Source organism: Providencia sp., assembly GCF_040396775.1.
In the GTDB taxonomy this organism is placed as follows: Bacteria; Pseudomonadota; Gammaproteobacteria; order Enterobacterales; family Enterobacteriaceae; genus Providencia.
In genome coordinates this window covers 73,016-95,045 of sequence record NZ_JBEBNT010000013.1, presented here as the reverse complement: position 1 = coordinate 95,045, position 22,030 = coordinate 73,016, and the positions used below count along the sequence as shown (strand labels likewise).

Sequence of the window (22,030 nt, the reverse complement as noted above, 5' to 3'; positions counted from 1 at the left end):
TATTGCGATGAAAGTGTATCTGGTTGGCGGTGCCGTACGTGACCAACTCCTCAAACTGCCTATTTCTGATAGGGATTTTGTGGTGGTTGGTACGACACCTGAAGCTATGCTGGCAGAAGGTTTTCAACAGGTTGGGAAAGATTTCCCGGTCTTTTTGCACCCAAAAACTCATGAAGAATACGCGTTAGCCCGAACAGAACGTAAAACGGGTGCGGGCTATACTGGGTTTAGCTGCTACAGCGCACCTGATGTCACTATTGAAGATGACTTATTACGTCGTGACCTCACCATTAATGCCATCGCCCAAAGTGATTCAGGGGAGATTATCGACCCATTTAATGGCGTAAATGACCTTAAAAAACGGGTTCTACGCCATGTTTCGGATGCATTTGCAGAAGACCCACTGCGCGTTTTGCGGGTCGCACGCTTTGCAGCACGTTACTTCGAGCAAGGTTTCACGATTGCTCCAGAAACACTGGCATTAATGCAGTCAATGGCGATAACGGGAGAGTTATCGCACTTAACGGCAGAACGCGTTTGGGTAGAAACAGAAAAGGCCCTTAAATCGAACGCACCTCAGATTTATTTTGACGTTTTACGCCAATGTGGTGCGCTCGCAGTGCTATTCCCCGAGATCGATAATCTATTTGGCGTTCCTGCCCCTGAAAAGTGGCATCCTGAAATCGACACAGGGGTTCACACGTTGATGGTGATGAAAGTGATTGCCACGTTGTCCAATGATGTGGACATTCGCTTTGCCGCACTTTGCCATGATCTCGGAAAAGCGCTTACGCCCCCTGATGTTTGGCCAAGTCATCCTAATCATGGAGAAGCAGGGATCCCACTTATTGAGCAGCTTTGTAATCGGCTTCGAGTCCCAACTGATGCACGAGATTTAGCCCGCTTAGCAGCTCGGTATCACGATAAAATTCACGTCATCAATCGGTTATCAGCGAGTGATTTAGTGGCGGTTTTTGATGGCTTAGATAGTTGGCGCAAGCCAGAGCGTATTATGCAGCTCAGTTTAATCAGCGAAGCCGATGCCAGAGGCCGACTGGGCCTTGAACAACACACCTATCCACAAGGCGAGTTTCTACGCGAAGCATTTGCTATCGCACAGTCTGTCGCGGTAAAACCCATCATTGATCAAGGGTTTAAAGGGCCTGATATACGCCAAGAATTGACACGCCAGCGTATTGAGCATATTGTCCGCTGGCAACAACAGCAGCAAATTATTGAGATGAACCTATAGATATGAATGATACTGGCGGTAAAACGCCGCCAGTCATCTTTTACGCGGTTTTTGTACCTCTTTCGATTACAACACCAACTTGGTGAGCGCGTGCAACTGCGCCTGGTTTAGCAACTTTAATGCGTACCCATGGGCTATTAAATTTTGTCATTAAAAGTTGGGCGACTTCTTCAGCAACACGTTCAACTAAACCAAATTTGTTTGTTTCTAAATGGCTAATAAGGGTTTGGCTGACTTGCGCATAATCTAAGCAGTGTTCAACATTATCGCTCAAAGACGCGCGTTTGTTATCCCATCCCATTTCGATATCGAGCACTAATTTCTGCTCAATAGTTTGTTCCCAGTCATATACACCAATCGTGGTGATGACTGATAATTGTTCAATAAATACGATATCCATCACGTCATTTTCTCGTTTATGTACTGAATTAATACCACTTCAGCAAAAATATGCGTATTATCCAAGGCTGAAGTGAATATATGGCCTCAACCGTTTTGGAGTTAGCTATGAGTGCAACCGCGCTTGGCATGATAATCTTCGCTTACCTTTGTGGATCAGTTTCCAGTGCAATACTGATCTGCCGTATAGCGAGACTACCCGATCCCCGTCAACACGGCTCTGGTAACCCCGGTGCAACTAACGTCTTACGCGTTGGAGGCAAAGCCGCCGCCGCCGCCGTACTACTTTGCGACGTTTTAAAAGGGATGATCCCCGTTTGGCTGGCTTATTATCTCAATGTGCCCCCATTCTATCTTGGCTTTGTCGCAATTGCAGCCTGCCTTGGGCATATTTATCCTGTTTTCTTTCACTTTAAAGGCGGAAAAGGAGTAGCCACAGCATTTGGTTCTATCGCCGCTATTGGCTGGGATCTTTCAGGGTTAGTGGCAGGAACATGGTTACTCACTGTCCTACTCAGTGGCTATTCATCTCTAGGCGCAATTGTTAGTGCGCTGCTAGCACCATTTTACGTTTGGTGGTTTAAGCCTGAATTTACCTTTCCTGTTGCCATGCTGTCATGCTTAGTCTTAGTGCGTCACCACGGCAATATTCAACGCTTATGGCGCGGGCAAGAAAGCCGTATTTGGCAGAAATTAAAAAATAAAAAGCAAAAAACCAATAAAGAAATCGCCCAAGAAACCAAAGAAAAAGAGTTAGACGACTAAGTCCCCATTTCCGCTTTCTTGAAAAGAGCTGAAAATCAGCTCTTAGGTTGTTGACAAAGCAGGATAAAAGCGTGGTTTTTCCTGCTTTGTGTTATCAGCCGAAAATCAGTGAATTGATTTTCCTCGTCTATTTTCAAAACCTATCCAACCTGCTGCCAAACCTAACCGGTTTGTCAGCTGTCTAAGAGCTGAAAATCAGCTCTTTTTTTATGCCCTAACACTTGCTAAAAATTTCCTAAAAAAACACCTCAAAAAAACAATAGCGTTTAATCCTTTCCTAAAACTGTACCAGTAGCAATTTGTGCTGTTGTTACATTTTAGCCATAACTAGCGCACACTTTTAAAAAAAAGTTAATTTATTGCAAATTTATTACTAATGAATATTTAAAAACTGTCGACTATATAAAAGGAAAACTAAACAATAATAATGGTATTTATCATGAGCAGAACCCCTTATATCACTCAAAACGAACATATCTTAGATGAAGATATTACACTTATGACCACTAGCGACCTACAAGGAAACATTGTTCACGCTAATGATTTCTTTGTTCAAGTTAGTGGTTATGAATTAGATGAATTATTAACACGCCCCCATAATATTATCCGGCACCCTGATATGCCAAAGCAGGCATTTGCGGATATGTGGGCAACCCTGAAAAAAGGCGAACCGTGGACTGGCATTGTCAAAAATAGGCGTAAAAATGGCGATCATTATTGGGTGAGAGCCAATATTATTCCCATGGAGCGCAAAGGTGTTATTACGGGTTATATGTCGATTCGGACACGTGCTACCCGCCAAGAGATCGCCACTGTGGAACCCCTCTATGCAGCTATGAGTGAAAATAGGAGCAAACAAAAAATATTCAAAGGGATTGTGCTTTCTAAAAAATGGCCTTTTCATCTTTCAACCCTCTCAACGCGTTGGCGAATTCGGCTCACCATAAGTCTGTTATTTGCATTTTGGATGGCGATAGCGAGTTTAGCTGGGTTACAAAACACCCCGTTACTTATCGCGAGCTTATGCACCTTCGCTACGCTGCTAATTAGTAATATTATCTTTGAACGAATTTTGGCCTCTCCCCTTGAAAACATTATGACTCAAGCACTCGGTATCGCCCGCGGCAATCGCCACAGCGTCAATCATATGCAGCGCACAGATGAAATTGGCCAGCTATTGCGCTCAGTCGGGCAACTTGGCCTTGTGTGCCGCTGGTTGATAAAAGATGTTTCTGAACAAGTGGATAACGTACGAAAAGGTAGCCAATCTTTAGTCGCCGACTGTAGTGAGTTAGATACTCATACCCAAAGAACAGTCGGATATATGCAGCAAACCGTGGCGACGATGAACCAAATGGCTGTTTCGGTAAAAATGAATGCAGACAACACCATCCAAGTTGACCAACTTTCGAATGCGACCAGTGAAACTGCAGTGAGTGGTGGCGCAATGATGGAAGCCGTAGTTGGCACCATGGACGAAATTGTTCATAGCACTAATAAAATCAACTCAATTACTGATGTCATAAAAGACATCGCCTTCCAAACCAATATATTAGCGCTTAATGCCGCGGTGGAAGCCGCCCGCGCAGGGGAGCAAGGCAAAGGGTTTGCCGTGGTGGCTAATGAAGTTCGCAGCTTAGCAAGCCGAAGCGCAAGCGCCGTCAATGATATTCGTGAATTGATTAATGACTGTGAGAAAAAGGTCAATTCTGGGAAAAACCAAGTGCATACTGCAGGAAATACAATGAAAAACATTGTTGACCAAGTACAAAATGTGACCCAGTTAATCACGCATATTAGCCAAGCAACATCTGAACAAGCGGCTGGTATTTCTGATATCACTCAAGCGGTCAGTGAATTAGAAACCATTACGCAGCAAAGTACGCTCTTGGTTGAACAAAGTACAGAAACATCCAATATGGTGAAAGACCGATCAATACGCCTTGAAGAGGCAGTGATTGTTCTACATTAATTTTTGACACCATAAAAAAGGGCTGTGGTTAAACAGCCCTTCATGTTGATATAGATGCACGCTATTTTTCTAACGGTGGCAATTCTGCCAGCGGCCAACGTGGACGCACTGTCACCCCTAAGCCTGTCGTTGTGCCACCTTTTAGACGAATCAGCCCTGCAAGTGCAATCATCGCGCCATTGTCGGTGCAAAATTCAGGGCGCGCATAGAACACTTCACCGCCACGCTGTTTCAGCACCTCTTCCATTTTGGCACGAAGTGTACGGTTAGCGCTAACGCCCCCTGCCATAACCAGACGTTTAAAACCTGTTTGCTCAAGCGCACGCTTACATTTGATAGCCAGTGTATCAACCACGGCATCTTCAAATGCACGCGCGATATCAGCGCGAGTTTGGTCATCATCAGCATTTTCACGGATCGTATTCGCCGCGAAGGTTTTTAACCCTGAAAAACTGAAATCTAAACCCGGTCTGTCCGTCATAGGCCTTGGGAAAACAAAGCGCCCTGCGGTACCTTGCTGGGCCATACGCGATAAAACTGGGCCACCGGGGTAGTCTAACCCTAACAGTTTCGCCGTTTTATCGAAGGCTTCCCCTGCGGCATCATCAATAGACTCGCCTAATAGCTCATATTCGCCAATGCCTGTCACACTAATCAATTGTGTGTGACCGCCTGAAACGAGCAATGCAACGAATGGAAACTCGGGGCTTTTTTCTTCCAACATAGGCGCCAATAAATGCCCTTCCATGTGGTGAACAGCCACTGCCGGTACGTTCCAAGCAAATGCTAACGAACGTCCTACTGTTGCACCAACCATCAATGCCCCCACCAGACCAGGGCCTGCAGTATACGCAACGGCATCGATGTCTTCACGGGTTAAATTGGCTTCTTTCAGTGCTGCTTGAATTAATGGCACCGTTTTACGAATATGGTCGCGAGATGCCAGTTCAGGCACAACACCACCGTAATCAGCGTGGACTTTAATTTGGCTGTATAATTGGTTGGCTAGCAAGCCAAGCTCGTCGTCATAGATTGCGATACCAGTTTCATCGCAAGAAGTTTCGATACCTAAAACACGCATTGCACTACCCTTGTTTATTTCATAGGCGCAAGTCTATCACTATTTTCGGACTATCGCGTAATTTATGTTGCCAAAAGGCTGACTTTCCTTGTTGTATAGTCTATAATCAACCCCCTGTAATAAAAATTTCGTGTGGCTAATTCTCATTATCGTCTGGTTTTGTTTGCTTTTTCATCGAACGAGCTGCAAATCAGGTGATCTTGTGTGATTCAATTTTATACGGCACTTTACAAACCCGTACTCATTGAAGTAAAATTCCGCACCATTTTAAATGATGGCTGGTGAACAAAAACCAGCAACAAACCGATTTCTATCGAGGTGAGAGGCACATGCCGGTAATTAAAGTACGTGAAAACGAGCCATTCGACGTTGCACTGCGTCGTTTCAAACGTTCCTGTGAAAAAGCAGGTGTTTTAGCTGAAGTTCGTCGTCGTGAATTCTATGAAAAACCAACGACTGAACGTAAACGCGCTAAAGCATCAGCTGTTAAGCGTCACGCTAAGAAACTGGCTCGCGAAAACGCACGCCGTACTCGTCTGTACTAATTGATTGCGGTGTTAACCGCATTCATGACAGACGATAGCTAATATAAGAATTGAGTCACTCTCGCAGTTATTTTTTTCTTGTAGTAGTCATAGCTAAGCAGTTAAAGGCCGTGCTTTCCTAAAGGAAGCGCGGCTTATTATCGTTCATCAACAGGCGAAAAAGAGGCTTATGGCTGGACGAATTCCGCGTTCATTTATCAATGACTTGTTAGCGAGAACTGACATCATTGATTTAGTCGATGCAAAAGTCCCGTTAAAAAAACAGGGTAAAAACCATCACGCTTGCTGTCCGTTCCATAACGAAAAAACCCCATCTTTTACCGTTAACGGTGAAAGGCAGTTTTATTATTGTTTTGGTTGTGGTGCCCACGGTAACGCTATCGATTTTTTGATGAATTACGACAAACTCGATTTTGTCGAAGCAATTGAAGAGCTTTCTGCATTACATGGCCTTGATGTTCCCTACGAAAAAGGAACAGGTACAAGCCAAATAGAATTACATCAACGACAAAACTTGTATCAGTTGATGGAAAAAATTAACCAATTTTACTGCGCTGCCTTAAATCATCCCTCGGCAAATAAAGCCAAAGATTATTTAAGCCAACGTGGTTTGAGCGCAGAAATTATTGAGCATTTTTCTATTGGTTTCGCCCCCCCAGGCTGGGACAATTTGCTCAAGAAATTCGCAGTAAACCCCGACAGTCGCAAACAGCTTGATGATGCAGGCATGTTAGTGACCAATGATAATGGCCGTGTCTATGACCGCTTTAGAGAGCGCGTTATGTTTCCCATTCGGGATAGACGAGGTCGAGTTATCGCCTTTGGTGGGCGAGTATTAGGGGATGCATTACCCAAATATTTGAACTCGCCAGAAACAGATATTTTCCATAAAGGACGCCAATTATTCGGCCTTTATGAAGCAACACAAAATAGCAGTGAATTAGCGAAGTTATTAGTTGTCGAAGGTTATATGGATGTAGTGGCATTGGCTCAGTATGACATCCGCTATGCGGTAGCATCACTGGGAACCTCAACCACCTCAGAACACATTCAGTTACTTTATCGTTCAACAGATACTGTTATCTGTTGTTATGATGGTGATAGAGCTGGCCGCGAAGCAGCATGGCGCGCATTAGAAACCGCCCTGCCTTATCTGACGGATGGCCGCCAACTACGCTTTATGTTTTTACCTGATGGTGAAGACCCTGATTCATTGGTACGCAAAGAAGGTAAAGAAGCCTTTGAGCAGCGAATGCAAACAGCACAAACGCTGTCAGGTTTTTTATTTGATTCACTCGTACCACAAGTTGATTTAACCACCCAAGAAGGGAAAGCAAAATTTAGTAAGCTTGCTATCCCTTTGATTAAACAGATACCGGGTGAGACTTTGCGCCTTTATATGGCGCAAGAGCTAGGAAATTTTATTGGTATACCAGATATTTCTCAGGTTCTTGCTATTATTGATAGAGAGAACACCGAGCAAGTTAATTATCAGGCGCCAAAATTAAAACCGACAACAATGCGAATTCTTATCGCACTGTTAGTGCAAAATCCGAACTTTTCGGAGCTTGTTCCCTCGCTAGAGGGAATTGCCCATATCCAAATGCCGGGGCTTTCTCTATTTCAGGAATTGGTCGATGTATGCCGTTCCACCCCCGGAATGACGACTGGGCAGTTGCTAGAGCGTTATCGAGATAATAATTTTTCGAAACAGCTTGAAAAACTAGCAACATGGAACGATATAGAAATAGAGGAGATAGCGGAAAATACCTTTATAGATGCATTAAATCATCTATTTAATAGCGCACTCAGCGAACGTTTCGACTATTTAATGGCGAAAGCTCGCACACAAAGTCTGACCCCGCAAGAGCGCGAAGAGGTGCACTTAATTACGCTGTCGCGAGTAAAAACATAATACAAACCCAAAACAGAATTAGTATATAAAACGGCTTAAGTGCCGCTAAACACAAGGCAGATGCCTGTAAAATGCTGCGAAAATAAAGGGCGTAGCAAATAATAAATATTTCCCTTTGTATGTTCTTGTTGGCCGAATGTTTCGCCGACCGACACCAATCTAAATACTCAGAAGTGTGGATACCGTCTTATGGAGCAAAACCCGCAGTCGCAGCTTAAGCTACTCGTCACCAAGGGTAAAGAGCAAGGTTACTTAACCTATGCTGAGGTCAACGACCATCTGCCGGAAGATATCGTCGATTCAGATCAGATTGAAGATATCATTCAGATGATTAATGACATGGGCATCCAGGTCATGGAAGAAGCACCTGATGCCGATGATTTGATTTTGGCTGAGAATACTTCCGATACAGATGAAGATGCAGCAGAAGCCGCTGCACAAGTTTTATCCAGTGTTGAAAGTGAAATTGGCCGTACCACTGACCCTGTTCGCATGTATATGCGTGAAATGGGGACTGTCGAACTTCTTACCCGTGAAGGTGAGATAGACATCGCAAAACGTATCGAGGATGGTATTAATCAGGTTCAGTGTTCTGTTGCTGAATACCCTGAGGCTATCACTTACCTTCTTGAACAATACGACCGTGTTGAAGCAGGTGAAAGCCGTCTATCTGACTTGATTACTGGCTTTGTTGACCCTAACGCGGAAGAAGATTTAGCCCCTACTGCCACCCACGTCGGCTCTGAATTACCAAAAGAAGAGCTAGATAAAGACGATGATGAAGATGAAGAAGATGAAGACGCAGACGATAGCGAAGACGATAACAGCATCGATCCTGAGCTAGCGCGCCAAAAATTCTCTGATCTTCGTGAGCAGTACGAAATTACGCGTCAACATATTAAACAATATGGACGCAGCGATACAAAAACTGCCGCTGCAATTGAACAACTTTCCGAAGTGTTCAAAGAATTCCGTTTAGTACCAAAGCAATTTGACTATCTGGTCAATAACATGCGTGAAATGATGGACCGCGTTCGTTTGCAAGAACGTACTATCATGAAGCTGTGTGTTGAACAGTGCAAAATGCCGAAGAAAAACTTCATCACCTTATTCAGCGGTAACGAAACCAGCGAGACTTGGTTAACAGCTGCAAAAGCAATGAATAAGCCTTGGTCTGAAAAACTGCTTGAAGTTGAAGAAGAAATTCTGCGTTGTCTGCAAAGACTGCGTCAAATTGAAGAAGAAACTGGCCTGACTATCGAACAGGTTAAAGACATCAACCGTCGTATGTCTATCGGTGAAGCGAAAGCGCGCCGTGCGAAAAAAGAGATGGTTGAAGCAAACTTACGTCTGGTTATTTCTATCGCGAAGAAATACACCAACCGCGGTTTGCAATTCCTTGACCTGATTCAAGAAGGTAACATCGGCCTGATGAAAGCCGTTGATAAGTTTGAATATCGCCGTGGTTATAAGTTCTCAACTTATGCAACATGGTGGATCCGTCAGGCTATCACTCGCTCAATCGCCGACCAAGCACGTACTATCCGTATTCCGGTTCATATGATTGAAACCATCAATAAACTGAACCGTATCTCTCGTCAAATGCTGCAAGAAATGGGCCGTGAGCCATCGCCAGAAGAACTGGCAGAACGCATGCTGATGCCGGAAGACAAAATACGTAAAGTTCTGAAGATTGCGAAAGAGCCAATCTCAATGGAAACCCCTATCGGTGATGATGAAGATTCACATTTAGGCGATTTCATTGAAGATACGACTTTAGAGCTGCCTTTAGACTCTGCAACGTCAGAAAGCTTGCGCTCTGCAACTCACGAAGTTTTAGCTGGTTTAACAGCACGTGAAGCGAAAGTCCTGCGTATGCGTTTTGGTATCGACATGAACACTGACCATACTCTTGAAGAAGTTGGTAAGCAGTTTGATGTTACCCGTGAACGTATTCGTCAGATTGAAGCGAAAGCACTGCGTAAACTGCGTCATCCAAGCCGCTCAGAAGTTCTGCGCAGCTTCCTTGATGAATAAGACTTAATTATTCTTATTGACAAAAACACCTGCCTTGGCAGGTGTTTTTTTATGGGCGCTATTTCATTTTGTTATTTTATTTTTCATCATTAAGCATAACGTTGCAATAATCGCGATCGCTCCGCCAAACATCGCCAGATTAAACCCTGAAACAAAAGCAGAACGCGCCAGTTGCTCAACTAGCAACGATGGCATCGAACCAGAACTATGAATTAAACGTTCGATTTCTTGAGTAGACATCGCACTATTCAACCTATCATTATGAAGCAATTGGCTCACAGCTCGGTGTGTCATTAGCGTGCCAAGTAAGGCAATCCCTAGTGTCATCCCTGTCTGCCTTAACGCGTTCATAATGGCTGAAGCAATCCCCGAATAGGCTTTTTCAACACTCGCCATCACTAAAGCACCAATTGCAGGTGTCGACATCCCCATCCCTGCGCCTAAAATAAATAATATTACTGCAATGGGCAGATAATGGGTTTCAGAATTTACCTGCGTAAATAATAATGAAGCGCTCGCAATTAAAATAAATCCAACAATCATTAAATTACGTACACTTATAAAACGGGATAATTTGCCAAATGAAAATGAAAATATTGCCATTGCAATAAATTCTGGTGCCATACGGATACCCGCTTCAAAGGCCCCCCACCCTTGGCCTTTTTGCAAAAATAAGGCGATAAAAAACACATTGCTGTAAGTGGCAAAACCAAGAGCAAAAGAGGCCATATTATATTGAAAGAAAAAAGGATTCTTTTTAAAAAGGAAAAACGGTAATAGCGGTTTTTTAACCCATTTTTCTACCCATATAAATGCTAAAACCGCCATGAGGAAAATGATTAATCCTCCCAGTGTTAAATAATTTCCCCAGCCTTTATCGCCTGCTTCAATTAAGGCGAAAGTTACGATTCCTAATGCCACAATACTCAATAGCTGTCCCAAAGGATCAAACGCTGCCTTATCAGGATCGGCACTTTCATCGATCCCTATCCACCCTAATAATAGGGTCAACAAACCAATTGGGATATTGATTAAAAAGATAGTCTCCCAGTCAAAGGTATCAACCAAAAAGCCCCCCAAGATTGGGCCAATAATTAATGAAAGTGCGCTCACCGCTGACCAAATTCCAATAATTTTAATGCGTTCAATGTCATTATGAAAAGCTTGGGTAATGATTGAAAGTGCCCCAGGGATCAATGCCGCAGCGGCTATCCCTTGGATAATACGCCCGATAATTAACATCTGAGAAGACACTGAGAATGCACAAATCGCTGAGCCTAAAGTGAAAATAACAATCCCCAGCAGCCATACTTTTTTACGCCCGTAGCGATCACTGATTGGGCCGACAGAAAGGATCAATGCCGACAAACACAATGCATACGCATCAATAATCCACTGTAACATCGATAAGCTCGCCCCCAGATCGTCACCAATTGCAGGGAGCGCCACATTCACAATACTGATATCCAATGTTGCCATAAATGTGCCTAAACACACGGCAAGGACCAAAAATATCCGTCTCATTTCATCTACCTCATCTTCGTTTATGACAACATCATAAAATATGACCGACCGACGGTCAATTTAAATGAGAATGAATATCATTATTTGTATGTCAGCGAATAAAACGTTTTATACCAAAAATAAACAACGGCCTAATCAGCCGTTGTTTATTAATAAAAGAGAAAGCTAGTTATTCAGAACGGGAGTTTCATGCAGATATTCCCAATAACATTGGTTATCAACAACTCGAATACAGACTGTCGATGTCCTTAATGTTGTGATCCCTTCATTTTCTTGTCGTTCCTGATATTGAACCCAACACCGCTCACTGGATTCGAATAACGGAATAACCTCAAATGGCACTGTCAGAAATGAGGGTTTTGCACCGACGTTTTGACTGAATAGCCCAGTCACCTCAGTTAAGCCAATTCGTTGCCCACCTATGGTGACCATTTTAAAGTTTTCAGTAAAACTGGCTAATAATGGCGCAACACTTTGATCGCTATTGCGACCTGTGAAAACATCTTCAATTAACACATGTACGTCGATAACACTTTGCAGTGCCTTTTGCATTGGATCACGCATTTATTTTTCCTTACTGACTGAAATTAATGAAAATAGCCCAAGAATAGAGGCAATTAAAAAAGTATATTGGTAGTTAGATAGCTGATCCGAAAATGGCATTAGGCTATATATGGAAATCAAAACGACAGCACCTACACTGAAAGCGACTTGGCGATTAATATTCCACAACACACTTCCTTGCAATAAATCTTTATCTTTAAAATCTATCAATGAACTGATTTGGGCTATGTTTGCACTTAATCCGCCCCCCATGCCCATTAATAAATATGCCATCACCAACAAGCTTAATTGTGCTGAACTTGATACCCAATAAAGTAAAAATATTCCCAAGCTATGCAATACAATACCGAGAACAAATAAACATTTTTTCCCTATACGAAAATAAAGACGCCCGCCAGAAACCATTGAAACAACAGCGCCAGCGGCATACAAAATCATAAATAATCCTGTTTGCCCTGCATTAAAGCCCAAATTAATTTGCAAGTTAAAAATATTCAGTAAATTTACCCCAGTAAAAATGCCAGGCACTGCGTAATAAACAATAAAGGCATTACGCAGATTGCTATTTTTTAATAGCTGAAAATTTAAAATAGGTTCACGGCATTTTTTGGCATAGTTAAGGTAAAAAACAAACACCACAACTGAGCTCAAAAAGCTGGTAAGGGCCAATACAATACTGTGATAATCGTTATACAACGAGAAAGACAATAATAAGCAAAGTAAACTGATACTCACTAATATAAGGCCGAAAATATCTGGCTTTTCCCGTGATACCTGCCCATCATTTTTTATCCAAACCCAAGCAAGTACAGCCGTTAATAAAGAAAATGGAATGTTAGAATAGAAAATCCAGTGCCAAGATAACGAATCAATAATTAAGCCACCAATTGCAGGCGAAAATGCAGGTGCAATAAGTGCCACTGTCATAATTAATGTCGATATACGTTGGCGGTCATTATTAGGAAATAATGCAAAAACGAGAGCTTGTCCAACAGGAATTAATAACCCTCCAGCCATCCCTTGAACAAAACGCCAAAAAATTAAGCTGTAAATAGACTGGCTTGAACCACTTAACCAGACTGCTAGTGTGAAAAGTAGCATCGAATAACACAGTAATTTTTGATTACCCAGCCGCCCAGCTAGCCACAGGCTAATCGGCATCACTAACACTAACCCTAAAATATACGCATTAGCAACCCAAGCAACCTGTGATTGGCTCGCTGAAAATGACGATGCAATATCAGGCAAAGATATCGCAGACATAAAAATATTAATGCAATCAATAAAAAAACCGAGTAAAAACACGGTCGCAATTTTGTATCGATAAGACATAACAACCCCTCCAGCGGCAAAGAATAAGGATTAGCCCTTTCTTTGTCGATACAAGAGAAGTAAACTCATTGTTTAATAAAGCAGAACAATAAATGCCATTATGCAAAAGAACCTTAAAAAAATTATCAGTTTCCTTCAGGTCGTGGATTCGGGGTCTTTCACTAAAGCGGCGGATATTTTAGGGCTAAGTCGCTCTATGGTCAGCGTAGACATAAAGCAATTAGAAACTGAGCTGAATGTGAGCTTACTGACACGAAATACCCGCAGTATTGCCCTAACCGAGGTTGGAAAACATTTTTACGAAGACTTTAAGCACATTCAGAGCCAAATTGATGAAGCCTTTGAAAAAAGCCAAAATTTAGGTACCAATATTTCAGGCTTATTACGCTTTTCATCGACAAGTGAATTTGGTCAACGCTTTATTCTTCCCTTACTTCCTGAATTTTGCCGCCTTTATCCTAAGTTAAAGTTACAATATTCCGTTAATTCATCCCTCGATGATTTAATTACAGAAAAACTTGATGTCTCTATTCGCCTTGGTAATTTAAAAAACTCATCACTTAAAATGAAAAAATTAGGTGATTACGACATTTACTTAGTTGCCAGCCCCGGATTTGTTCAAAAATACCAAATTAATCAGGTTTCTGACCTTGCACATGTTCCTTGGGTCAACCATTCCCTGTTAAATTGGCAAGATACACAATATTTTTTGCAAAATGACCAAGGAGATAAATTTAGTTTTCCCTTAATTAAAAGCCAATATGAGTCAAATTCTGCGGCAGTAATCCACCAAATGGTATTAGCCTCTTTAGGCATCGCTATTTGCCCTGCTTGGCTGGTGAATGAGGATTTAAATGCTAAACGTTTAGTCCGCGTTCTTCCCGAATACAATTTACCCAAGCAAAACATTCAGTTGCTTTATCCAAGTACCTCCGCTTTACCCGCGAAGACGCGTACTTTTATTGATTACTTAGCCGAAAGATTAGGTATTATTTCATGATGTTAGAAAATTAAAGCTTAGCATTCATTACCCGCTATATAAATTCAATATGAGTTAAAAATAGAATTAATAAATCTCGAAATCATTTCAGTTTAAAATTTTTCAATAAAGAATAAATAAATTTTTATTGTATTATTTAATTAGAACAGTCTAAACTAGAATGAGAACAAAAAACATCCAATTTAAAATAAAGAGACGATAAAATGAAGCTAACTCTAAGTAAAAATGCACAGTTTTATATTTTAAATAAAAAACTAACTAAAACATCTATAAAGAAAGCATTCACAGACATATCCGAAAAAAAATCGGAAATTTCCTTATTAATGAAATTAAAAAAATATATACAACAACATCAGGCCTAAAAACAGAATACTCAATTGTTGCATATAAATTTGAAGAAGAGCCTAGCTTTCTTGAAAACTCAACTATAAAAGAAATTAAATATGCATATTTACTTATAGTTGAATGTTTAGATACTTTAGTTATTCAAAAAAACATGTTGACTCACCTGAAAAGTTACTTAATGATTTCATTGAAGAGTTTAGTTATGATCAATTTTGCCATTTCTTAGGAAGTAGCAACCCTGAATACGAAAAAATGACTATGAAGAATATGAGCATATCTGATGCAGTGATTAGATCTCGCTCACTAGAAGCAAAAAGTTTAAATGGCATTATCCCTTCAAATTCTTCTAGCAGAGCAATTCCAAGTAGTTTTAGAATGAAAGCTCAAAATGGTTCTTACACTTTGTCACCAAATTCATCTCGAATTAGTCACAGAGATAAAAAATCAAACATAGAAGGGCTAATTGATTGGATAGTTGATATAAAAGATGAAATAAAAAACAGCAATAAATCTAGTGATTTTTTAAATAATTTCGCAAGCCCTATATGCTTGAAAGATATTATTAATAAAGGAATAAAAATTACAGCAATTTTAATTGACCTAAGTGAGATAGATGAAAAAATAAAAAATGGTAAATGTATTTTAAAAAGTGTAAGCGGAAACAATCTATCTAATAAAGAGCTTCGCTATTTATTCAAAAGTTTACAGTCTCCAATATTAGTATTCAATAATACATTAAAATTCAAAGCCATTAATTTAAAAGGGAAATTAAAAACATCTACAAATCTAATCACAATTAAGAATGCAATTCTAAGCGAAATATTAGTTACTGAGGCTGGTCATGAGGATATTACCCTTGAATCTTATATAAATCAAAAAAAACCATTTTCAGCTGTTTTTGATTCACCTAATTATTCATATTATTCAAAATCTTGCTTTGAAGATAAACACCTTTTAAATAACATTAATTCCATTTTGAAAATTTTTGATGACCAATATGATTTTTCTAATGTTATTTCTGAAAAAGAAAAACCACACTTACCTAAATTAATCAGATTCCCAGATACATCACTTTTTAGGGCAGTGGAAGATACGTTCTGTTCTAATTATGATATCACCATTTGCGATGATATGAATGATGAATGGGCAGATCATATTGCTATAGACTACAATAGCTCATTACCTTCTATTGCCTTTATCCATTCCAAATATACAAAAAAAGCATCCTCTGGGGCAAGTAAATTTCATGATGTCGTAGCTCAAGCACTAAAAAATATTGGACGAACTCAAGCGGAAAAAAATTATTCCAAGATAAATATAACAAAGAATGGGTTAATAATTATGAAAATACCAAGATAAAAAGAGTAAGAGGAGCCAAAGATTGGTCCGAGCTATCTAAAGCATTAGATGTTATTTATCAAAATCCAAACTCAATAAGAAAAATAATTCTCGCAACACCATTTCTAAAAAAAGGAGACTTAGCATTACAGCTCCAAAAACTCGCTAATGGAGAAAAATGCAAGCCGCATTATATTCAGCTTATATGGTTAATTAATACTTTTATTAGCGCATGCAAAGATTTTGGTGTTCAAGCACATATTCTCTGTAAGCCATGATTAATCACCATCACTAGAGGCTGTTGACTCTTGTATAAAAATCACTCATCGGTGTTTTGGTAACCACATCATAATCAGAGATACAGCCACCATCGATGAGTCATTCTTTGCCAACTTATTATATCGGCTTAATATGACTCTAGCATATTAGTTATTGGACAGGTTTATTTTTCGTCGTGAGACCATCTGTGTTAAACTTTTTACATTCGCTAAGTAGCGCTAGAAATTTTTCACTATTATGGTTCTTATTAGCAATGATAAATCACATGTTGGGCTGTTTTCAACAAGTTCTTCTGCAAAAACAATACCATTTCGATGACCACCTGAAGTTTCAAAATTAACAGGGTATCCATGGCTATCAATAGCAAGATGAGTTTTCGTTGAATTACCTCCTCTGCTTTTTCCTATTTTTCACTTTATTCTGTTGCCACACTAGTGGAATGTTGGTGAGCACGGCCAGTAGCCCCATCAATAAAGAGATATTTTTTTGTCAGAGAAGCTAGATAATTTATTGAACATTAATCGAATACTTCCTTTTCGAGATCACAGATTAAACCACTTAAAAATCGTATTCCATTCACCAAATATTTTTGGAATATCTCGCCACCTCCCACCCTCATGCGATATAAAACTCCGTCAAAAGTCATTCTATGTTCGTACTTATTATAAACACGTCCTGTACTTCGCATAAGTTGGAATAGCGTAGTCCACTGTTTCTCTGTTACCATTGTTCTTGGCATGGTGATTATTTGTAGGTTACTTTTTGGCGAAACTGATTATACATCATCACCATACCGTTCAAAAAAACCTAAAAAGATCAACAGCCCTAGAAATAATAAAGCTCTGAACCTAACTTTTTGTTAGCTAATCACACCAACAAAAAGTTAGGGGTTTATTTTATCTACTGCGTTACCCAAAACACGCCATCTGAGCGCAACTGAGTAAATTGCGTTTGGAAGTCAATTAAGTTTTGTCCAGGGTTTAACGTACCGAACGTCTCGGGATGCATAAATTTTGCCATAGCTTCAATGGCAAATATATTCATTGGGCTATTATAAAAATTGTGGTAAATCGCCATTACGCGCTTTTCTTTTACCGACGTTAATGAAGAGATCCCTTGCCTATCTAATAATACGGCTAGTTGCTTCTGTGCATTTAATTTGTTTGCACGGAATCCTAAGCTGACGGCGATTGAACGGCGATTGAAATTATGCCAATCCGCGCCCGTTAAGAAATAAAATTCAGGGTTTAATGTAATAATATTCTCAATGGAGCTTTCAGCCCCTTTTGCAGGGAAACTGTCTGCCACAAGGTTATTTCCCCCCGCTAAAGACGCTAAAACGCCATAACCTGAACGTCCATAGAGCTGACAGCAATTATCTGCAAATAATCCTGCATTGGCTTCAATTAACACAGAAGGAAATGGCTTAACCAGTTGGGATTCTACTGCCGCCAATTTTTCTTGGTATAGCGTCGCAAACTGAGTAGCCCGTTCTTGAGTACCTAATAATTCCCCTAATAACAAAATACTTTTTGGGGTATTTTTTACGATATCCATCCGAAAATCGATAAATATAACCTGAATACCTGCCGCTTCAAGCTGCGGTAAAATTTGGCTATCATGCATCGCACCATAGTTGGCTTTATGCATGATGATAACCTCAGGGGCAAGCTCAATCAGCTTTTCAACTTGTAGCCCTGCTTCACGGGTTTTCTTTAGTGTTGGAATTTTTGCTAATTCAGGTAAAACACTAAAATAGGCCTCTTTTAAATCAGGAGCATACTGGGTTAATGAATCACTCCACCCCGTAATACGGGAAATCCCCGTTTTACCCGCAGCAATATCCACTGATAAAATATCTCGGCTATCCACTAAAAATAACTTTTCGACGGGAAGATTAACGGTAACTTCACGGCCTTGTAGGTCAGTGATCACTGTTGGCGTTTTTGCCTGCCCCCAGAAGCTCAGTAAACACAATAACCCTGTGAGAAATAATTTCATGGGGTATCCTTTACTTTAAATTTAATTAATTCTGAATAAATAAAGCCACCGTTAAGTGGCTTTGTCATCGACTAAAACGTCAGGTTAGAACGTCACGCTGTAGTTAAGTGCAAAGGTTCTACCGCGTCCCTTATAGTCATACAGGTTTGGAGCACCGTATTTAGGGCTATACAGACCTTGTGCACGCTGCCCCCAAATAGTGGAGTAGTTTTTATCCAGTAAGTTTTCAACGGCAAAACTCACTTTACCAACAGGCAGCATATAACTACCTAATAAATCAACGGTATTATAACCATCCAGCTTTTTACCCGCTGCATCCGTTAAGTTAAATGTTTGCTGGCTCTGTAAGCGTAATGACCAATCATTCGGCTCCCAGCCTACATAAGCGTTAATTTTTGATGGGCTAGCGAAGTCCACGCTCCATTTTTCCCAGCTACCATTAACTTTGGTTTCTGATTTTTGCAGGTTGAAATTACTCCCCACGTTCCAGTCTGAATCGTCAAAGAAGTAATCAACGGCACCTTCTACCCCATAAATACGGCGCTTATCAGTCTTCATATAGATGGTCATGTCATCTTTATTAATGCCGTAGCTTCTATCAGACAAGGAATAATAAGTGGCAACTTGCGTGCGTAGGTTCTCACCTGTATAGCGCCAACCTAACTCAAAGGAGTTAACTTTGATCCCTTTGACTTTAGTATCATTGATATTCACACTTTTATTTAGGTTCCAATGGCCATTCGCATCCGGAGTTTCACCGTAATCACCCGTGCCATAATATTTTGCAATATCAGGAATTTCAAAACCTTGGGAGAAGTTAAACCACGTTTGTTGCTCTTCAGTTAGGTTAACCAACAACCCTGCATTAAACAGTAAATTGTTATAATCAGTTTTCCCACCAGGTACAGCGTCTGCGGATTTACCATTGCCATTCGCAATGGCTTCTTGCTGTGCATAACCAACAAAATCATCCACTTTGTTTTCAGTATATTGGTAACGCACACCACCGCTTAAGGTAAACATTGGCGTGATGTCATAGCTGCTTTGTAAGAATGTCGCCATGTTTGTGGTGGTATAACTTGGATAGCGGCCAATTTGAAACGCTTTGGTGAGATCCATTCCCCCAGACTCTTTCGCACGATCCAAATCAAAAAACATTTGGTTTGCACGAAATTGCTCATGCTCCGCATCCACACCATAAGTTAACGTCAATTCATCAAGGGGCTGGCTATTAAATGTCAGCTTAGTACCATAGAAATTGGTTTGTTGGTCAGAGGAGCTAATGCTCGAAACCTCTTTCCCTGTCAACGTTGGGAACGGATAAAACTTTTGTGATTCATCACGGTAGTAAACCTGAGCAACAAAATCCTGCCCAAGCACATCCGCATTTGAATATTGTAAGTTAAGCAGGTTACGCTCAGTTCCCGGCAAACGGTCTGAACTTAATTTGCCACTGTTATAGGCCTTCCCATCGCCCTTAACCGCGGAAAAATCTTTGCCTAAATACAGGCCGTGTTTCCCATCGGACTCGCTTTTATAATGCTGATAGGTCGCTTGAAATTGTTGTGTTTCATTAATTTTGATAGTGCCTGATGCCATCACATCAAGGCGATCAGAGAACTGTAACCCTGTTTGGGTATTATCAATATTAATCGCGTCACCTTTGCCATCGAACCAACCGCCATAACGTTGATATGCGACTGACACTCGACCATGTGCATTTTCATTACCACCGCTCACTGCTGCTGCGACATTTTCATCGTGATCTTTGCCGTTGTTAAAACCCGTTTTCCCGCCCAATTGCAGGGAAACTTGTTTTTCTTCTTGGCCTTTTTTCGTCACGATATTAATTAAACCGCCGCTACTGCCGCCGCCGTACATTGCCGTCGCACCAGAAATGACTTCAATGTGGTTGATATTAAACGGATCAATTGAATCTAACTGGCGACTATCACTACGTGAAGAGTTAAGGCGAACACCATCTACCATCACTATCATGGAACGACCACGCATGTTCATGCCATAGTTAGTACGCCCTTGGCCACTCACGCTCATTCCCGGAATTAACTGTGATAAAATATCTTTTAACTCTTTCCCACCTTCTGCTTGCTGCTCAATTTCGGCGTTATCAATCACCCAAGTGGTTTGTGCCATTTCTGAAACTGATTTATAACCACGAGTTGCAGAGACCGTAATTTTTTCTTCTTTGTTATCAGCGGCCAATACCGAGGGAGACATAAAAGGTAACAAGCAAGGGGAGAGAATAAAAAGATGTTTTATTTTCATTGAGTTAAAACCTTTAAATATAATTATTAATACCATCGTTATCAGTGCCAGAACTAATAACAACACATGATTAAATCACCGCTAACTATGTTGCAGAAAAATTATTCGCAATAGTAACTGATAATCACGTTAGATATAATAATTATTATCATTACAATGATGAATTAAAAGGTTATTTGTGTTAGGTATCGTTTTAAACGCATCCTTGCGCATATGAATGTGTCTTCCTTATTTCACGCTGGCTACTGCAATATAGTTGAGTTTCCCGCGATTTTGCCTGAAATGACGAAACATACGTAAAAACTGCGGGCGGTTTTCTTTTTTTAATGCATTACGAATAATTTTCATGGTGCCCAATAGACCTTCATCATAAATCAACCCTTTTGGCGATAATAAGGTCATTGGCCCTGTACTGGACATCACATGTTGAAAGCCAGCTTGCTTAAATAAATCAATCCATTGCGCTTGGGGTAGTGGCTGAGCCTTAACATGGATAGCTTCGTGCATTTGTGATGCAATATCTTGTGGGTTTTCTGCATTTTTAAATGCAATATCATGGGTTAATAGGCAGCCCCCTGGTTTCAGTACGCGGTAATATTCCTGTAATAACTTCGCTTTGGCCTTATCGCCATACATCGTGAGCATCGCTTCGTTAATTACCACATCAAAGCTGTTATCTGCAAAAGGCAGCTTTGAAGCATCTGCCATTTGAATCGTAATTAAATCGCTTAAACCGTGCTGAGCTACATTCATTTTCGCTTTCTCCAGTGCCTGTTTATCCATATCAATACCCGTGATATGGCAGCGAAATTGTGAAGCGATTTCGATTGCAGTCGTCCCCATATTACAGGCAATTTCAAGCACTTGACTGTCTTTATGTAAACCAGATTGGTTCAATAACCACTGAGTCGCAATTTTTCCACCGGGGCGTAAGCGTTTTTTTCCAAGGCGAGCTAAAAACTTATGCCCCGCTTCGTGTGCTGTAAATGATTGATCCATACATTACCTCCGAGCTAATGGGTGCACTCATGATTTGGTTCACGTAACATCACCAGTAGCATTTTAGCAGGCTCTGGCGCATCAACGGCATGGGGGATATTAGCTGGCATTCGTACTATTTCACCTGGTTTAGCCGTTACAGGCTTACCATCAATGGTAAGCAGCAGACTTCCCTCTGCCACCATCACAATGGCATCAAAAGGGGCACTGTGTTCAGACAGCGCCTGTCCTTTATCAAAGGCAAATAATGTGATGTTTCCGCCCCCATTCTTAGCAAGTACTCGGCTGGCAATGCCTTGTTCGGTATAGTTAATTAATGTGCTGATATTCAGCGCTTCAGCTGGCGTAATGGTGTTATCGCTCATAATTTAATATTCCTTAACCCGATGAGTTTAA

17 protein-coding genes are annotated in these 22,030 nt (G+C 40.8%); 8 read left to right on the top strand and 9 right to left on the bottom strand.

The genetic code is table 11. The features are described from left to right. Positions 1–7: 7 nt before the first annotated feature. Positions 8–1,252 (top strand): multifunctional CCA addition/repair protein, encoded by a 1,245-nt coding sequence (locus ABWP91_RS14230; RefSeq protein WP_353243791.1) that lies wholly within the window; start codon positions 8–10, stop codon positions 1,250–1,252. A 40-nt stretch (positions 1,253–1,292) separates the two neighbouring features. Here the strand turns inward: ABWP91_RS14230 and folB are convergent, their stop codons facing one another. Continuing rightward, the gene (folB, locus tag ABWP91_RS14225) at positions 1,293–1,652 is read right to left on the bottom strand and encodes a bifunctional dihydroneopterin aldolase/7,8-dihydroneopterin epimerase (protein WP_219249505.1); all 360 of its coding nucleotides are present in this window, start codon (positions 1,650–1,652) and stop codon (positions 1,293–1,295) included. Positions 1,653–1,759: 107 nt separating this feature from the next. Here folB and plsY point away from each other — a divergent pair, with 107 nt between their 5' ends. Both plsY and ABWP91_RS14215 read left to right on the top strand, forming a co-directional pair. Continuing rightward, complete coding sequence (gene plsY / locus ABWP91_RS14220) at positions 1,760–2,416, top strand: glycerol-3-phosphate 1-O-acyltransferase PlsY (protein ID WP_353243790.1); 657 nt, start codon at positions 1,760–1,762, stop codon at positions 2,414–2,416. Positions 2,417–2,855: 439 nt separating this feature from the next. Then, positions 2,856–4,388 (top strand): methyl-accepting chemotaxis protein, encoded by a 1,533-nt coding sequence (locus ABWP91_RS14215; RefSeq protein WP_353243789.1) that lies wholly within the window; start codon positions 2,856–2,858, stop codon positions 4,386–4,388. Positions 4,389–4,449: 61 nt separating this feature from the next. Here ABWP91_RS14215 and tsaD read toward each other — a convergent pair whose 3' ends face one another. Next, entirely contained in the window at positions 4,450–5,469 is a 1,020-nt protein-coding gene (tsaD, locus tag ABWP91_RS14210; RefSeq protein ID WP_353243788.1) for a tRNA (adenosine(37)-N6)-threonylcarbamoyltransferase complex transferase subunit TsaD, read from the bottom strand. A 329-nt stretch (positions 5,470–5,798) separates the two neighbouring features. Between tsaD and rpsU the strand changes: the two genes are divergently transcribed. From rpsU to rpoD, 3 genes are all read left to right on the top strand, one after another. Beyond that, a complete protein-coding gene (gene rpsU / locus ABWP91_RS14205; protein ID WP_001144069.1) occupies positions 5,799–6,014 on the top strand; it encodes a 30S ribosomal protein S21 in 216 nt (71 codons plus the stop codon). Positions 6,015–6,183: 169 nt separating this feature from the next. Next, positions 6,184–7,929, top strand: a complete 1,746-nt coding sequence (dnaG, locus tag ABWP91_RS14200; protein ID WP_206083680.1) for a DNA primase — start codon at positions 6,184–6,186, stop codon at positions 7,927–7,929. Between the two features lie 105 nt (positions 7,930–8,034). Further along, complete coding sequence (gene rpoD / locus ABWP91_RS14195; RefSeq protein WP_353243804.1) at positions 8,035–9,966, top strand: RNA polymerase sigma factor RpoD; 1,932 nt, start codon at positions 8,035–8,037, stop codon at positions 9,964–9,966. 63 nt (positions 9,967–10,029) lie between these two features. Here rpoD and ABWP91_RS14190 read toward each other — a convergent pair whose 3' ends face one another. The 3 genes from ABWP91_RS14190 to ABWP91_RS14180 all read right to left on the bottom strand — a co-directional run bounded on the left by ABWP91_RS14190 (position 10,030) and on the right by ABWP91_RS14180 (position 13,386). Next, positions 10,030–11,490: an MFS transporter gene (locus ABWP91_RS14190; RefSeq protein WP_353243787.1), complete on the bottom strand. Its 1,461-nt coding sequence runs from the start codon at positions 11,488–11,490 to the stop codon at positions 10,030–10,032. 165 nt (positions 11,491–11,655) lie between these two features. Beyond that, a complete protein-coding gene (locus tag ABWP91_RS14185; protein WP_353243786.1) occupies positions 11,656–12,054 on the bottom strand; it encodes a hypothetical protein in 399 nt (132 codons plus the stop codon). Continuing rightward, positions 12,055–13,386 carry an MFS transporter gene (locus tag ABWP91_RS14180; protein ID WP_353243785.1) on the bottom strand — a complete coding sequence of 444 codons (1,332 nt, stop codon included), beginning with the start codon at positions 13,384–13,386 and terminating at the stop codon, positions 12,055–12,057. It abuts the gene before it with no gap. 100 nt (positions 13,387–13,486) lie between these two features. On the opposite strand from ABWP91_RS14180, the gene ABWP91_RS14175 reads away from it, so the two are divergent. Both ABWP91_RS14175 and ABWP91_RS14170 read left to right on the top strand, forming a co-directional pair. Next, positions 13,487–14,386 (top strand): LysR family transcriptional regulator, encoded by a 900-nt coding sequence (locus tag ABWP91_RS14175; RefSeq protein ID WP_353243784.1) that lies wholly within the window; start codon positions 13,487–13,489, stop codon positions 14,384–14,386. A gap of 612 nt (positions 14,387–14,998) precedes the next feature. After that, complete coding sequence (locus ABWP91_RS14170; protein ID WP_353243783.1) at positions 14,999–16,090, top strand: hypothetical protein; 1,092 nt, start codon at positions 14,999–15,001, stop codon at positions 16,088–16,090. A 1,158-nt stretch (positions 16,091–17,248) separates the two neighbouring features. On the opposite strand, the gene ABWP91_RS14165 is transcribed toward ABWP91_RS14170, so the two are convergent. The 4 genes from ABWP91_RS14165 to ABWP91_RS14150 all read right to left on the bottom strand — a co-directional run bounded on the left by ABWP91_RS14165 (position 17,249) and on the right by ABWP91_RS14150 (position 21,999). After that, entirely contained in the window at positions 17,249–18,349 is a 1,101-nt protein-coding gene (locus tag ABWP91_RS14165; RefSeq protein WP_353243782.1) for an ABC transporter substrate-binding protein, read from the bottom strand. Between the two features lie 84 nt (positions 18,350–18,433). Continuing rightward, positions 18,434–20,635, bottom strand: a complete 2,202-nt coding sequence (locus tag ABWP91_RS14160; protein ID WP_353243781.1) for a TonB-dependent siderophore receptor — start codon at positions 20,633–20,635, stop codon at positions 18,434–18,436. 228 nt (positions 20,636–20,863) lie between these two features. Next, positions 20,864–21,634 (bottom strand): class I SAM-dependent methyltransferase, encoded by a 771-nt coding sequence (locus ABWP91_RS14155; protein ID WP_353243780.1) that lies wholly within the window; start codon positions 21,632–21,634, stop codon positions 20,864–20,866. A gap of 14 nt (positions 21,635–21,648) precedes the next feature. Beyond that, complete coding sequence (locus ABWP91_RS14150) at positions 21,649–21,999, bottom strand: cupin domain-containing protein (protein WP_353243779.1); 351 nt, start codon at positions 21,997–21,999, stop codon at positions 21,649–21,651. Between the last annotated feature and the right edge of the window lie 31 nt (positions 22,000–22,030).